Origin of the sequence: Photobacterium sp. GB-210 (genome assembly GCF_003026075.1) — a bacterium.
GTDB lineage: Bacteria > Pseudomonadota > Gammaproteobacteria > Enterobacterales > Vibrionaceae > Photobacterium.
In genome coordinates this window covers 115,763-130,681 of sequence record NZ_PYNU01000004.1, presented here as the reverse complement: position 1 = coordinate 130,681, position 14,919 = coordinate 115,763, and the positions used below count along the sequence as shown (strand labels likewise).

The following is a 14,919-nucleotide window of genomic DNA, read 5'->3' as shown; positions in this document are numbered from 1 at the left end:
TGCCTTACTTACCACTCTAAATAAACAAACAAACCTTAAACACGTTCTTGCCCATAAATGAGTTTATTATTCAGTAAACTCGTTGTTTATAAATCTATTAACCGCTAAGTGACTCATTTCTTATTCCCACACGTAATAAAAGAGTTATTAGAATGTTGCTTTTGATATAAACCGCAACAACCTAGTAATATTGGGTTCTTATTTTTTATTACTTCTTTATGGTTTTTTACCGAACGTTAACATTGCAATTTTCTGACGGGGTATTATCGGTGGCAGAATGTTGCGAGTATTTATGACTTCATGGCTTAAGGTACGAGTAATTGCAATTAGCCACAGAGTTATCAGGCATAGTATTTATTATTAAGATGTATTTATGAATGATAGAAGATTAGCGTTAAAAAAATTATCAGCATTAGTTGCGATGTCTCTGTTATCAGGTAATAGCATGGCTCGTAGTTTAGGCGGCAATGACGAGTTAAGTAGTGATAAAGGTTATACAATTAACTACCCTGACTTTTCAGGTTCTGATGTGATTGAAATATTTAAAAGTTCTTTGGGTTTTGCGTTGAATTTTATTCCTGAAGTTGGCGGTGTTGTGTCATTTCTCGTGCGTTTATTGTGGCCGTCACCGAAAGAAGATGTTTGGGGAAAAATAAAAGACAAAGTAGAAGAACTGATTAATGAAAAATTAGACGATGAGGTTTTTTCAAGAGTAAGTACAATAGTAGCAGGCATGAATCTCTCTCTAAAAAAATATTTAACTCTTGTCAAAGGCGCTTCTCCTGAGGAGATAACGTCTCTTATTGTTACGTTAAATGATGACTTCATAAGAGAGGGCCCAGAGTTTCAACAAAAAGGCTATGAATATATATTGTGTCCATTATTTGGTGTTTTCGCTTCGTTACATATGACTTTTTTAAGGGATGTTTTACTGCATCACAAAGACAATTTATCTAAACATATGTATGACTCGTTAAAATCAGAAATGAAAGAATATAAAAAGCAATATTCTGATTACTTAAAACAGACGATTAAAAACCAAAGAGAGGTATTGGAAAAAGACCGTCCTCCTGTAGGGCAACATCGTACTGATACTTACAATTATTTTTTTTCGTCCAGCACTATCGCTGTAAAATATTGCGATGACTTTATACAAATGTTTGAGCAAATGGATATTGATGTTAATCCAAGATCATTTGTATTGGACTCAAGTAAATTTAATGACATTTACTCTCCAGCTTACGGCACTGCGGATGATTGGGATCAAGAGTGTAATGAGGTTGCCCGTGGTGGAAGAGGGGTGATAGGAGGAGTATATAGACAGCCAACGCTATCTTTCACTTCACTGTATCTTGATTACTTCGATGGGCGCCCAGTAAACTTAAACGTTTATTATCCTGATGGTAAGGGGCCTATTAATAATGATGGTCAGAGAGTAAATAAAACAGATGTTATTGCTTATCCAGCATCAGGGGTTGAAACAAAAAATGTCACGATAGAGAGTATTGAAGATGAAGAATTTCCAATATCCTATGCGATAATAAAGTCTCAGAGTCTCCCTTCACATTTAACGCTGTATGATATTCATGATAAAGATTATGAGTTATGGGATAGTTATGAGGCTCAATTCCAACAAGAACATAAAGTCGCATTTTTTCCTCGTCGACTTTCAACGATGACAGCTTGGACTCATAGTGCCTATTTTCATCAGGCGATAGGTTGTTTAATTTTGGGCTTTACTTGGGTACCTCCTAAAAATAAGAATGAAGAGTTTCTTCAGCAACATTACATATCATCCATTGAAGAGCCAGATCTGGACGTGTTAAGTGAAGTTAATCAATTAGATGCATACTCGTGTATAACATCTGAACATGAGGCTGCTCGTGATGAGTTTTGGGCTTATGCAACAGATGGGAACGATGATAGAGGTGATAGGCGCGGTGGCTCTATTGATGCATTGCCGTTAGTTGGGCTGGCAGGGGCGGCGCTTTTAAAAGAAGCGATGAAGAAATAAGGTTATGTATTCGGAGAGTCATCCTTATGACTCTCTTGATATTACTAATAAAAAGACTACAAATACTGCTATCTATAAATGTATAAAGTAAAAAGGCTGCTTGGCAGTATTTATGTTTTAAGATTTCCTAATCTTGCGTTTTAATCTGTTGTTCTTGTTTTTCTTTATTCTTCAGTTTTCTGTCTTGGTCGAAGTGCCACTTGATCGCAAAATATCCAGCAACCATTAACGCAATGACTTTAATCGCCATAGCGACATAAGGGAAAAAGTCTGTCCAGTGATTCATCGTAAATCTCCATTCCAACCGATATCAGATTAATAACAAAGAATGTGTTATCAATGCAATTTAATAAAATCTGCCATCGTTAAATTAATATCAAAAAATCGCATGCAAAATATCAAAACATATCCAATTACACATAGGATATGGTGCACAGATATAAAAATGGGTTGTATTTAATTGATATAAAAAGCCCCTCTAGTCACATATTTGGAATGAGGGGCAATGGTTATGATGAACCTAGACACTTGCATATAAATTTATAGTTACGCTAATGCTTTTTATCAAGTGCATTTATTAAGTCGCACCTTCAATCTACTTTTATGTCTTACTTTTGATTAACTCGACAGGCACTGTCCCATAATGATAAATGAGCAGCCGATTGCTATCGTCCAAGCGATGGAACGCAAAACACCGAGATTTATTAGATACAGTATGTGGTAGACAACTCTAAAGCTAATGTGGAGAAGTGCCAATAACTGAATTTTTTCATTTGTGCTGCCTGTTGCGATTGCTAACAAAACGGCCATGGAAAAAATAATCAGTGATTCAAAGGCATTTTGATGTGCTGCTAATGCTCGCGCACCAAAACCATGCAATTTTGCTTGTTGGTCTCGGGGATGGTTATTATCGTAGCCTCCCATTTTATGCATTGCGACGGCGAGAGGTATTTTGGCTATGTAAGGAAGTAATGCTGCGGCAATTAAACTATAAATTAAAATATCCAATGAATCGTCCCTGGTTTTATCAACTCGCTATTTGATTTTATATTAATAGGTATACTTGTTCTTTACCGTGATCATCAGTCAATTAGGTCTATGAAGGCAGAATCTATTGCTAAATGAAGACTTTTCTTGAGGGCGTTGAAATAAGTTTTTAGCTGTTTTTCAATCACAAATACTGTTCATCCCTGACGATTTATTGATAGGGTATATATTGAATTAGGATTTAAGAAAGCGAAGGAGTTAACGATGGCACAACAAAAAGCGATACTTGCTGGCGGCTGTTTCTGGGGGATGCAAGATCTTATTCGTCGTCAAACTGGGGTGATAATAACCCGCGTTGGCTATACGGGCGGTGATGTGGCAAATGCAACTTATCCCAATCATGGTACTCATGCTGAAGCGATTGAAATAACTTTTGATGATGACCAAACCAGTTTTGAAAATATTTTGGCGTACTTCTTTCAAATTCATGATCCAACAACGACCAATCGCCAAGGTAATGATATCGGTACTTCTTATCGCTCTGCGATTTTCTATACTTCAGAGGCGCAAAAAAACACGGCCCAAGATTTGATTAAGCGTATCAATGCTTCTGGCATTTGGCCGGGAACGGTAGTAACAGAAATCGTGCCAGCAAGTGATTTTTGGCAAGCAGAGCCAGAACACCAAGATTATTTACTTCACCGACCTAATGGCTATACCTGTCATTTTCCGCGTCCTGATTGGGTATTACCTGAAGAATAAAGGTGAAGCGAAGTCATTTTTTGAGTATTAATATTACTTTTTTAGGATGAGACTTTTTTTATTTTTAGGCTTACATTCAGTGTCAGATATTTAAGAGAATTACTGAGGTGTATCATGAGCTTAAAAATCAAATGTGAACATATGGAACTAACTGATTCAATCAAAGCAGTAGTATCTGATTATATTGAAAAGATGATGGTTATCGATCCTGAATTTAAACATATTCATGTGGATATCATCAAAGAAGATACAGGCTATGCTGTTGATTTGAAAATGGATACTGAAGTGTTCCATAAAGTGAGTGCTAAAGCGCATAACGTAAATTTAGAAGAATGTATTAAAGAAGCATTTTTCCATTTTGAAAAAGTGGTTGAGAAGAAAGCAGCGCATCAATAATTTCATGCGATTGCATTTCTTGTCATCAAAATTAAAGGCTCGTAATGAGCCTTTTTTATTGTCTGCCTATTACGGTTATTGCTCTTAAATGTATGCAATACCCAATCACATAATGATAAATTTAATTCTATGTTTATTGTCAAAGCCCTTATACTGTTTGAATAGTAAAGGTTAAATCATCTATCGCGTTAAATATTCAGCTTCAAGTCATTGTTTAGCGAATAAGATAAGATTGTTATCTCTTTTATAACGTATATTTTGGGGAGTTATATGATGAAATCACTATTATTGGTTGCGCTATCTATTCTCGCTTTTCAAGCACATGCACAAGATAGGTATGTGTGTAAAAGTGATCATTCTGAGCGTGTCATCGAAGTTGTTTATGCTAATCCAAATAGCAAAGTACCGTGTGAAGTTCGCTATACTAAGCCGGAAGGCACTGCTGTATTATGGGATGCGAAACATGAGGTCGGTTACTGTGAAGAAAAAGCGAAATCTTTTGCTGAAAAATTAACCAGCTTAGGGATGTCATGCTCTGGCGTCGATGTCGCATCAAGCGCTCCTGTTGTAACGGAACAGCCTACAGAGGCACAAACCCAACAAGATTCAGCTACACCTTTAGCAGCACCTTTAATCGATACTCCAACATCTTCAACACCAGAATCTACCAATGCAGCGCCAGTTGTAGAATCACAAACGCATGCTGACTCACCAACAGCAACGCAAATTCAGCAAGATGCGGCAGCACCCTTAGTTGATACTCCAACCTCTTCAACACCCGCATCTGCAACAGAAGCTGCACCATCTCAAGCGGAATAGGTCCGTTATTCATGGTTGATATAAATTGAGTGGGTACTAACTTTCTCGCTCATTTTATTTCAATGTGATAACGGATAACATGGTTAAACTATTTTAGAAATAAATAACACTGTTTGAGATTTATGAGTTTTGAAGAAAAACCTTACCTACGAGAAATCGCTTTAAAGCGCGAAAAAATTGATAATTACGATCAATTTCCGTTTTGTATTCCAGCCCTCAAAGCGTTAGATGTCATTGAATTTCATCCTGATGTTACTTTTTTTGTCGGTGAAAATGGTTCAGGAAAATCTACGCTAATTGAAGCGATTGCAGTCGCGATGGGGCTTAATGCGGAAGGGGGGAACAAGAATACCGGTTTTGCTACCGCGCAAACGCATTCTGAGTTAGATCGCTACATTAAAACCGTGAAAAGTTTTAAACGCCCGAAAGACTTCTATTTTTTAAGGGCAGAGAGTTTTTATAATGTTGCCACTTATTTAGATCAGCTTATGCCGCCACCGTTGCAAGGTTATGGTGGGCAATCACTACACCATCAATCTCATGGTGAATCTTTCATGGCAACGATCTCTAATAAGTTACGCGGTAATGGTTTATACATTATGGATGAGCCCGAAGCTGCTCTCTCACCAGCTAGACAAATGGCTGCGCTTTCAGAAATGCATCGTTTAGTTGAAGCAGGTTCGCAATTTATTATTGCTACTCACTCACCGATTTTATTGGCCTACCCAAGAGCTAAAATCTATCAGTTCAGTGATAGTGGCATCGATGAAACAACGTATGAGGATACCGAGCATTATGAGATCACTCGAAACTTCCTGAATCACCATCAGCAGATGATGAAAATCTTAATGGAAGAAGAGTAATTGAGCTTAATATTGCTCGATGAATCGCTTGAGTTTACCTATTCAAGTTTACTTTGAATAAAGTTAATAAAACAGCGAGTCTTGGCGGGTAGTAACCGTGTTTCGGTTATGGCGTATATCGGCACAGGAGAACTTTGCCAGTCCGGTAATATGCGTTGTAATGTTCCTTGCGCTAACTCATCTGTGATCATTTCTTGTGGGAGTAATCCCAATCCCATATTGAGCACTATTAATTGCTTGATCATGCCAATACTATTTACAAATAGTTTGCTGTTTACCTTAATATCTGCCGATTTATCTTTGCTATGTAATGCCCAATGGGCTGATTTTACGATACTAAAACACTGATGTTGAGTAAGTTCGTCTGGTGATTGTGGTTCGCCATATTGTGCCAAATAAGCGGGAGAACCATAAACATAGTGATGGAAGTTAGCGAGTTTACGAGCAATTAAGCTTGAGCTTTCACTTTCACCTGCTCGAATTGCTACGTCGAAATATTCCGATGTCATATCCACACGCCGTGAAGATAAATCAAATTCCAATTCAATATCGGGATATTGTTTTGAAAATTCGGGTAGTAATGGCGCAATGAAGTGGGTCGCAAAATCAATAGGGGCAGACACGCGAACCGTACCACTAGGATTTTCTGCTATATCACTCAATTGTTGATGGGCGAGTTTGGCTTCTTCAACAATACGACGACAACGCTCGTAATACAGTTGACCGGCCTCTGTGAGTTCAATTTTTCGTGTTGTACGGTGGAGCAAACGCAGCCCAATGGCTTTTTCTAATGCACTGATGCGCCTTGAAAGGGTGGAATTAGGCACTCCAGTAATCTCTGCGGCTTGGCGAAAGCTCATTACGTTGGCGACTTCTACAAATAACGCCATATCATCGAGTGATTTCATAATTATCCCATTTTTGAATCAATCATTTCCATTTTATAGTATTTAATCCAAATATAGAATTATATAACATGGCTTCAACGTCAGAGATTAACGAGAAAATGATTATGCAAACTCAAAAGAAGAAAGTACTTGTTGTTGGTGCCACAGGTTTCCTAGGTCGTAAAATTTTACGTAGTTTAATGCAGCATTCAAACGTCGATATTAAAGCGATGTCACGCCGTGGTGCACCAAAAGGTGAATTTTCAGAGCTAGAGTGGGTACAGGCTGACATGATGGATCCTGCTTCTTTAGATGCTGCATTACAAGGTGTGGATGTGGTGATTAGCTCTGCTAACGGTTATATGAAAGAGAGCCTTGATGCCGATTTCCAAGGCAATAAAAACCTCGCAGAAGCGGCAGCACGAGCAAACATTGAACGCTTTGTTTTCTTGAGTATTGTTAATAGTGATGAAGCGCAAAGCGTGCCACATTTTCATGCTAAAAAAGTTGCAGAAGATGTGATTAAGCAAGTCGGCATTCCTTATGTATTTGTGCGTGCACCAGCGTTTTTAGATCAAACGTCTGATTACATTGCGGATGGCTTTAAAGCGGGTCGTTTTTACGCAATTGGCGATACAACGACTAAGTGGTCGTACATTTTGACTGATGATTTAGCTGATTATCTTGCTAAAGCTGCCGCATTTGAAGGTGATGAAATCAATAATAAATCGATTGATGTAGGTTGGAGTGATGGTGCTAAAAGCCAAGCGGAATTGGTGCAATTAATTAGTGAAGTGACAGGTAAGAAGTTATCAACATGGACTGTGCCATGGTTTGTTTTCCAATTACTTGTTCGCCCAATCAAACTATTCAGTGAGCTTGGCTATGACATGCTTGAAATGTTCTTGTTCTTCAAAAAAGGGCGTTTTGTTGCTGACATTAGCGATCAAGAACGTTTCTTTGGCCCTGCGCCATTAGCAAAAGAGGTGATCACTCGTTGGGCTAAGAATAATAAGTTTATTGATTAACATACAACATTTTCAATAGAAGCTGACTTAATGTCAGCTTTTTTATTATTGGTTTTATTCACTGTCATCAAAGGCATAAATCCAGCCAATAATGAAATTCAATTTTGCAAATAAAGATTAAAGAAAAATAGGAATGATTTCTATTTTAATACGGCAATTTTTTCTGAGGAATAGGATAACCACTCTCCGTTTTATCATTTTTTGATTATTTTTATTATTAGTCAATTTCGTGAAAATTAAGCTGTTGATAGTAGTTATATTATCCATTTTCAACGATGTTTATTTTTTCATAACTGCTCATACTAAGTAAATTTTTCTCTTATTTTGTTTGCTTGTTTAAATTTAAATGTTAATAGAAAGAGAATTTATTTAAATGTTAATGGTTTTATGTGCTTTATGCATAGACTAAATGCAGATGTATCATTTTACTGAGAATTACCGCTGTAGTAATTTCATTCAATATTAGTTAATTGCCTTAGTTCTTATTTTAAAAGCTACTTAAATTTAACTGCTTATTTAGTGATTTTTAATATAAGTATTAATTATTATTGGAATATGAATCAGTGAATAAATTAACAGATGAAATTCAATTAGGCTTATCACAAGCCAAATTCAAAAACCGCATTGTTATGGCACCAATGACCATTCAATCTGCATTTTTTGATGGTGGTGTTACACAAGAAATGATCGACTATTATGCCGCTCGCTCTGGCGATGCTGGCGCAGTCATTGTTGAAAGTGCGTTTGTTGAAAATTACGGTAGAGCATTTCCCGGTGCATTAGGTATCAATACCGACAGTAAGATTGCTGGACTCAAGAAGTTAGCATCGGCAATTAAAGAGAAAGGCTCAAAGGCTATTCTTCAGATCTACCATGCTGGCCGTATGGCAAATGGCGAATACAATGGTGGCCATCAACCTATATCGGCGAGTCCTGTCGCTGCGCTTCGCGATAATGCAGAAACACCACTTGAAATGACGAAAGAGCAGATTGGCTTCATGATTGATGCTTTTGCTAATGCTGTTCATCGTGCAATTGTTGCGGGCTTTGATGGTGTTGAGATCCATGGCGCTAATACATACATCCTTCAACAGTTTTTCTCTCCACACTCAAACCGTCGAAATGATAAGTGGGGCGGTGATATTGAAAAACGTACGACATTCCCTCTTGCTGTTTTAAATGAAGCGAAAAGAGTTGTCGCTGATCACCAACGCGATGATTTCATTATTGGTTACCGTTTCTCTCCTGAAGAAATTGAAGAGCCTGGTATTCGTTTTGAAGATACCATGTACTTGCTTGATAAGTTGGCTGCGAGTGGTCTTGATTATTTCCACTTTTCGATGGGTAACTATACTCGAAATTCGATTGTAAACCCTGAAGATAAAGAACTACTTATTCGTAAATACCATGCGCTTAAATCTGACAATGTTGCCAAAATCCCTGTAATAGGTGTTGGTGGTATCGCTCAGCGTTCAGATGCTGATCAAGCGTTAGCACAAGGTTACGACATGGTGAGTGTGGGTAAAGGTTTCCTTGTTGAGCCAACATGGGCGACTAAAGCGATCAATGGTGAAGAATGTGCCGAGTTCGCTGATATTGAGCAACAACATCAACTGAAGATCCCAACACCACTTTGGGAAATCATGGATTACATGATTGTTGATAGTAAAGCTGAGGCATTAAAGCACCAGCGTATTAAAGAATTACAAAACGTTGAGATCACCTTTGAGCCTGGTGAGTACACCGCTTATGGCTACGGTCATAATGGCAAATTACCTGTAACGGTGACGTTCTCTGAAGACAAGATCCTCGATATTATCGTTGATTCATCAAAAGAGTCAGACGGTATTGCTAACCCTGCGTTTGAACGTATTCCACAACAAATTATGGAAGGCCAAACGCTAAATATTGATGTGATTTCTGGTGCGACAGTGAGTAGCCAAGCGGTTATTGACGGTGTATCTGATGCTGTTGATTTAGCGGGTGGTAACTCGGAAGCGCTTCGTTGTAAAGCACGTGAAGCGGTTGAATGGTCTACGGAAGTTATCGAAAAAACTGTCGATGTTGTTGTTGTCGGTGGCGGTGGTGCAGGTTTAAGTGCAGCGCTTACTGCTTTAGATAATGGTAAGTCTGTTATCTTGCTAGAAAAATTCCCTGTTGTTGGTGGTAACACTGTACGTACAGGCGGTTGGGTGAATGCAGCAGAGCCTAAGTGGGTAAAAGGTTTCCCTGCTATTGCTGGTGAAGTGGATTATCTTAAAGCAATTGCCGATACACCTGAATCAGACATTGCAGAAGAATATCTTGCAGATTTCCGCACACTGAAAGATCAACTAGCCAACTATTTCCTTGATACTGAAAGTGGCAAAAATTATCTGTTTGATTCCGTTGAACTGCACCTAATTCAGACATACTTAGGTGGTAAACGTACTAACCTTGATGGTGAATCAATTCATGGTCAATACGATTTAGTACAGACGTTAACAAGTCGTGCAATGGAATCGATTGATTGGTTAACGGAAAAAGGCATCGACTTTAACCGTGGCATGGTGGATATCGCAGTTGGTGCGCTATGGCGTCGAGCGCATAAACCTAATCGCCCTAAAGGTGTTGAGTTTGTCGAAAAACTGCAAAAGCAAGTAATTGCCCAAGGTGGTCATATCATTACGGATGCGCGAGCTGAAGAATTGATTGTTGATGATGGAAAAGTGGTTGGTATTAAAGCAACGCATTCAGACGGTACAAAATATGTGTTGACTACTAATTGTGGTGTTGTACTGGCGTCTGGTGGTTTTGGTGCTAACACCAAAATGCTGCAAAAATACAACAACTACTGGAACGAGATTGCCGACGATATTAAAACAACCAACTCACCTGCGCTTATTGGTGATGGTATTGAAATCGGTGAAAAAGTCGGTGCTGATTTAGTGGGCATGGAATATGTTCAGTTAATGCCGATTGGTGATCCTAAATCTGGTGCGTTATTAACGGGTCTTATTGTTCCACCTGAAAACTTTGTCTTTGTTAACAACCAAGGCAAGCGTTTTGTCGATGAATGTGAAAGTCGAGACGTGCTTTCTCGTTCTTTCTTCGACAATGGTGGTGTGATTTATATGATTGCTGATGAAGCTATCCGTCAAACAGCAGCGAACACCACAGATGAAACCATTGAGCGTGAGATCGAAGAAGGTATTATTATTAAAGCAGATTCCATTGAAGAATTAGCGCAAAAAATTAATGTACCGACCGAAGCGTTAACAGAAACGATTCGCCGTTATAACAGTTACGTTGATGAAGGCCGTGATCCTGAATTCCACAAAGGCGCACTTGGCTTAAAAGTGGAAAAAGCACCGTTCTATGCAACGCCACGTAAGCCTTCAGTTCACCATACAATGGGTGGCTTGAAGATCAATACTCAAGCGTGTGTATTGGATAAAACGGGGACACCAATCTCTGGGCTATATGCAGCCGGTGAGGTGACTGGTGGTATTCATGCTGGTAACCGTTTAGGTGGTAATGCGTTGATTGATATCTTCACTTATGGTCGTATAGCGGGTGATAGCGTATCTAACCGCGTTTAATTAGATATATACCCAAGCATCTTGAAGTTACTTGGGTACAAAGGGAAGCCATGTGCTTCCCTTTTTACTATTTAACGAGAACAGAGTTAATGGCAAGTTATAAAACGCGTTTTCCTATGATGGGAACCTTTATTGATCTTGTGGTTCATCATGAACGTGGTGAAGCATTGATCAAAGAATGTTATCTGCAACTTCAAGAATTTACTCAACGTTTTACGGTTAATCAGACGCAATCTGAACTGATGCGCGTCAATAACTACGCAGGGATTCGAGCTGTCCGTGTAAAGCCGGATCTTTATGCGCTGATTAAGAAATCAAAAGCGATCAGTGTCGATCCTCAAAATCCGTTTAATGTGGCGATTGGGCCACTAGTTAAAACATGGCATATCGGTTTTAAAGATGCCAAGTTACCCACCGATGCGGAGCTTGCGGAAAAATTACAGCTTGTCGATCCATCAAACATTATCCTAGATGATGACTATCAGTCGGTATACCTTTCTCAAGCAGGTATGCAGATAGATTTAGGCGCTATCGCTAAGGGATATTTTGCTGATCGGATCAAAGATTTTCTTACCGCTAACGGGGTCGAGCATGGCTTTATTAACCTTGGTGGTAATGTACTGACCATTGGTTACTCGCCTGAGAATGCTTCACAAACATGGAATGTCGGTATTCAAAACCCGCTGGCAGCTTCGCGTGGCGATATCTGCCGAGTTGTGCCTTTAAGAGATTATTCAATGGTAACGTCTGGCATTAATGAACGTTATTTTGAATACCATGGGCAGCGATATCATCACCTTCTTGATGGGCAAACGGGCAAGCCTATCTCAACCAATATCGCGAGTGTGACGATTATTTCAAAGCTCTCTGTTGATGGTGAAATATGGAGCACTGCTGGCTTTTTATCATCCATTGATGATGCGCTTGCTTATCTTAATCGTCAGGCAGGGATTGAGGCGGTATTGATCTCAAATCAAGGTGACGTTTTTGTCACTAATGGTCTTACTGACAACGGTACAGTTATTCAGATGCGCTAAATAGCAATATTTGACTGTTAAAGTGAAATACAGCTCTATATTTTCCTGTTTTCACCACTTAAAACGACAAAAAATGTGTAAGTTGCATTTCCTACATTGCTCCATGATGATAAGTTTCTCACACAGATAGATGACTGGCTGGTATTTGAGTTTGTCAGTGTTTGTATAAATGAAACGATATTATTCAATTGCCAATTATTCGGTATGGAGAAATGAACATGGCGTGCTCAGCGATCAAAACAGCGGTTATTGGTTATGGTTTTTCCGCTCAAACCTTTCATATTCCATTTATTACAAGCCTAAAAGAGTTTGAGCTAACGGCGATAAGTACAAGTAAGCAACAACAACTTCAAGAAGATTGGCCATTAATTCAACATTTTGATAGTGCAGAAGCGCTGATAACCTCTTCCGATGCTGAATTAGTGATCATTACCGCGCCAAATGATGTCCACTTTCAGTTAGCTAAAGCAGCCTTAGAGAATGGTAAACACGTTATTATTGAAAAGCCATTTGTCACCAAGGTTGAAGATGGAGAAGTACTGATCGCATTAGCAAAAGAAAAGGGGCTAATGCTGAGTATTTACCACAATCGACGTTGGGATGGTGACTTTCTTACCGTGAAAAAAATGATCGATGAAAAACGTTTTGGAGAGTTAAAACATTTTGAATCTCACTTCGATCGCTTTCGCCCAGTGGTTCGTGAACGTTGGAAAGAGCAAGCCGCAGATGGAGGCGGTATATTGTTTGATTTAGGCTCGCATTTGCTGGATCAATCGATCACCTTGTTTGGATTACCAGACGCGATCACTGCCGATTGTAGAGTCTCGCGAAAAGGCTCTAATAATGTTGATTACTTCCACTTACTTTTACATTACTCAACTCACCTTGTTGTGCTTCATGGCGACATGATAAGTGCTGGCGAAAATAAGCGTTTTACTATTAAAGGTACTGGTGGCTGTTATGAAAAGCTGGGTATTGATCCGCAAGAGCAATACTTAGTTTCTGGTGTTATGCCTGTAAATGAAGATTGGTCAGCAGAATCACCGTCTCAGTATGGCAACTTTTATGATGAGCAAAGTTGTACGCCTGTGCCAACAGTGAAAGGGTGTTATCAGGAATATTATCACCAAGTGGCTAAAGCCATTCGCCAAGGTGTGACATGTCCAGTTAAAGCAGAAGATGCGCTTTTAAATATTAAGTTAATAGAGTTGGCGTTGGAAAGCAGCCGTTTAGGTAAGAAAATACAACTTAAAGATGCTGTCTAAATACACTCTCAATAGACGTTTAGATATTTAAGAACGCTAATCAGTTTTAAATAAAAGCCAAACTTAACTTTTTAAGTTTGGCTTAGTTTCTCCGTTCAATGAAATTAGATTGGTCTAATTACACCGTTTTCATCTGTACTCCAGTCGACCATAGCATTATTTTTACCCACTAATCGACTTATGCTACTGACAAAATGACTTTCATCTGTGTTGGTATTATGACTATAAATTAAACCATAGAATTCATGAGCAAAAGCGTCAACGGTTTTGATACCATTATCATTTGAGAAGGTAAAAGTACCACCTAAATACACTTGGTCGGATTCGACTTCTTGAATATTGGCTTCTTGATCTGTTGCCTCTGGTATTTTAATAAAATTTGTTTCTTTTTGTGTGTTAGCAATATTATTTTGATTGAGCTTAAAAGTATTTGTGTTTTGATTAATTAAAGGTGCATGAAATTGTATGTCTTTAACCGTGCTTATCTGAATCTTATCAGCTTGCTTTTGAACAGATAAAGTCCCTGATATCTCTTCAATACTCAACCCTTCATTATGATTGCCACTATCGATAACTGCACAAGTATTATCGGTTTCGCCAATGTTAAGATCTTTTGCACAGTTTAGGGCGCTTTCAGTAATAACTAAAAAAGTATCATAGTTAACTTGTGCGTATTGCTTTTTAACATCAGATGTTAAATTACCAAGATCAAGTGGAGTAGCTTTGTCTGTACCACCACCGCCACCGCTATTATTATCGTCATTACCGCCGCCACCGCCACAACCCACTAATATTGTTGAAATGAGTACGAATAGGCATAACTTTTTCATATAAAAACCTTTTTAAAAATGTGGGAAAATGTCATGTAAATAGATATATTTGAAAGATAATCAGCAAATAAATGTTAATAAATCAATTTTAAGTGACTGATTTAATTTGGTTATCGTTTTTAAGTTGGCTGTATTTTATTATTATCTATTGTCATGATATATAAACAAGCATTTATATAACCCATAACGAAATATTATGTTTTACATTTCTAATTATTCTTGATAAGAAAATTAATTAGTGGTTTTTTAAATGAGGTCGTGAAAATATTTAATAAGCTTAAAAAAACAAAGGTTATTGGTGATGTTTTTTTACCAAGTATATTTTTACAGAAGTATTAAATAATAAAGACGTTTTCTTATGGTGGAGAGTATATACATAAATAGCCGGTATTACGCCGGCTTTTAAATGTATTGTTCTCTATTGGTCATATCTGGAGAGTTTGGTTACTA

At 38.2% G+C, this 14,919-nt stretch carries 13 protein-coding genes; 9 read left to right on the top strand and 4 right to left on the bottom strand.

What is annotated here, in order from left to right:
- Positions 1 to 373: 373 nt before the first annotated feature.
- Positions 374 to 2,014 carry an insecticidal delta-endotoxin Cry8Ea1 family protein gene (locus C9J38_RS08815; protein WP_233218484.1) on the top strand — a complete coding sequence of 547 codons (1,641 nt, stop codon included), beginning with the start codon at positions 374 to 376 and terminating at the stop codon, positions 2,012 to 2,014.
- Positions 2,015 to 2,141: 127 nt separating this feature from the next.
- Here the strand turns inward: C9J38_RS08815 and C9J38_RS21885 are convergent, their stop codons facing one another.
- A complete protein-coding gene (locus C9J38_RS21885; RefSeq protein WP_005366214.1) occupies positions 2,142 to 2,300 on the bottom strand; it encodes a hypothetical protein in 159 nt (52 codons plus the stop codon).
- A gap of 332 nt (positions 2,301 to 2,632) precedes the next feature.
- Positions 2,633 to 3,022, bottom strand: a complete 390-nt coding sequence (locus tag C9J38_RS08810) for an MAPEG family protein (RefSeq protein ID WP_107206746.1) — start codon at positions 3,020 to 3,022, stop codon at positions 2,633 to 2,635.
- A gap of 243 nt (positions 3,023 to 3,265) precedes the next feature.
- On the opposite strand from C9J38_RS08810, the gene msrA reads away from it, so the two are divergent.
- From msrA to C9J38_RS08790, 4 genes are all read left to right on the top strand, one after another.
- Positions 3,266 to 3,763, top strand: coding sequence for a peptide-methionine (S)-S-oxide reductase MsrA (gene msrA, locus C9J38_RS08805; protein WP_107206745.1), 498 nt, complete (start codon positions 3,266 to 3,268; stop codon positions 3,761 to 3,763).
- 114 nt (positions 3,764 to 3,877) lie between these two features.
- Positions 3,878 to 4,159 (top strand): HPF/RaiA family ribosome-associated protein, encoded by a 282-nt coding sequence (locus tag C9J38_RS08800; RefSeq protein WP_107206744.1) that lies wholly within the window; start codon positions 3,878 to 3,880, stop codon positions 4,157 to 4,159.
- A gap of 270 nt (positions 4,160 to 4,429) precedes the next feature.
- Positions 4,430 to 4,978, top strand: coding sequence for a hypothetical protein (locus tag C9J38_RS08795; protein ID WP_233217708.1), 549 nt, complete (start codon positions 4,430 to 4,432; stop codon positions 4,976 to 4,978).
- A gap of 122 nt (positions 4,979 to 5,100) precedes the next feature.
- On the top strand, positions 5,101 to 5,841 hold the full coding sequence (locus C9J38_RS08790; RefSeq protein ID WP_107206742.1) for an AAA family ATPase: 741 nt from the start codon (positions 5,101 to 5,103) through the stop codon (positions 5,839 to 5,841).
- 38 nt (positions 5,842 to 5,879) lie between these two features.
- Here the strand turns inward: C9J38_RS08790 and C9J38_RS08785 are convergent, their stop codons facing one another.
- Positions 5,880 to 6,749 (bottom strand): LysR family transcriptional regulator, encoded by an 870-nt coding sequence (locus C9J38_RS08785; protein ID WP_107206741.1) that lies wholly within the window; start codon positions 6,747 to 6,749, stop codon positions 5,880 to 5,882.
- Positions 6,750 to 6,853: 104 nt separating this feature from the next.
- Here C9J38_RS08785 and C9J38_RS08780 point away from each other — a divergent pair, with 104 nt between their 5' ends.
- The 4 genes from C9J38_RS08780 (at position 6,854) to C9J38_RS08765 (ending at position 13,639) form a co-directional block, all read left to right on the top strand.
- Complete coding sequence (locus C9J38_RS08780) at positions 6,854 to 7,756, top strand: SDR family oxidoreductase (RefSeq protein ID WP_233217686.1); 903 nt, start codon at positions 6,854 to 6,856, stop codon at positions 7,754 to 7,756.
- A 563-nt stretch (positions 7,757 to 8,319) separates the two neighbouring features.
- Entirely contained in the window at positions 8,320 to 11,337 is a 3,018-nt protein-coding gene (locus tag C9J38_RS08775) for a flavocytochrome c (RefSeq protein ID WP_107206739.1), read from the top strand.
- Positions 11,338 to 11,426: 89 nt separating this feature from the next.
- Positions 11,427 to 12,374, top strand: coding sequence for an FAD:protein FMN transferase (locus C9J38_RS08770; RefSeq protein WP_107206738.1), 948 nt, complete (start codon positions 11,427 to 11,429; stop codon positions 12,372 to 12,374).
- Between the two features lie 218 nt (positions 12,375 to 12,592).
- The gene (locus tag C9J38_RS08765; protein ID WP_107206737.1) at positions 12,593 to 13,639 is read left to right on the top strand and encodes an oxidoreductase; all 1,047 of its coding nucleotides are present in this window, start codon (positions 12,593 to 12,595) and stop codon (positions 13,637 to 13,639) included.
- Positions 13,640 to 13,743: 104 nt separating this feature from the next.
- Here the strand turns inward: C9J38_RS08765 and C9J38_RS08760 are convergent, their stop codons facing one another.
- A complete protein-coding gene (locus C9J38_RS08760; RefSeq protein WP_107206736.1) occupies positions 13,744 to 14,469 on the bottom strand; it encodes a hypothetical protein in 726 nt (241 codons plus the stop codon).
- Between the last annotated feature and the right edge of the window lie 450 nt (positions 14,470 to 14,919).

Bases quoted from the DNA above. Each gene is read 5' to 3' on its own strand.
- C9J38_RS08815 (WP_233218484.1), top strand. From the start codon at position 374: ATGAATGATAGAAGATTAGCGTTAAAAAAATTATCAGCATTAGTTGCG.
- C9J38_RS21885 (WP_005366214.1), bottom strand. From the start codon at position 2,300: ATGAATCACTGGACAGACTTTTTCCCTTATGTCGCTATGGCGATTAAA.
- msrA (WP_107206745.1), top strand. From the start codon at position 3,266: ATGGCACAACAAAAAGCGATACTTGCTGGCGGCTGTTTCTGGGGGATG.
- C9J38_RS08800 (WP_107206744.1), top strand. From the start codon at position 3,878: ATGAGCTTAAAAATCAAATGTGAACATATGGAACTAACTGATTCAATC.
- C9J38_RS08795 (WP_233217708.1), top strand. From the start codon at position 4,430: ATGATGAAATCACTATTATTGGTTGCGCTATCTATTCTCGCTTTTCAA.
- C9J38_RS08790 (WP_107206742.1), top strand. From the start codon at position 5,101: ATGAGTTTTGAAGAAAAACCTTACCTACGAGAAATCGCTTTAAAGCGC.
- C9J38_RS08785 (WP_107206741.1), bottom strand. From the start codon at position 6,749: ATGAAATCACTCGATGATATGGCGTTATTTGTAGAAGTCGCCAACGTA.
- C9J38_RS08780 (WP_233217686.1), top strand. From the start codon at position 6,854: ATGCAAACTCAAAAGAAGAAAGTACTTGTTGTTGGTGCCACAGGTTTC.
- C9J38_RS08770 (WP_107206738.1), top strand. From the start codon at position 11,427: ATGGCAAGTTATAAAACGCGTTTTCCTATGATGGGAACCTTTATTGAT.
- C9J38_RS08765 (WP_107206737.1), top strand. From the start codon at position 12,593: ATGGCGTGCTCAGCGATCAAAACAGCGGTTATTGGTTATGGTTTTTCC.
- C9J38_RS08760 (WP_107206736.1), bottom strand. From the start codon at position 14,469: ATGAAAAAGTTATGCCTATTCGTACTCATTTCAACAATATTAGTGGGT.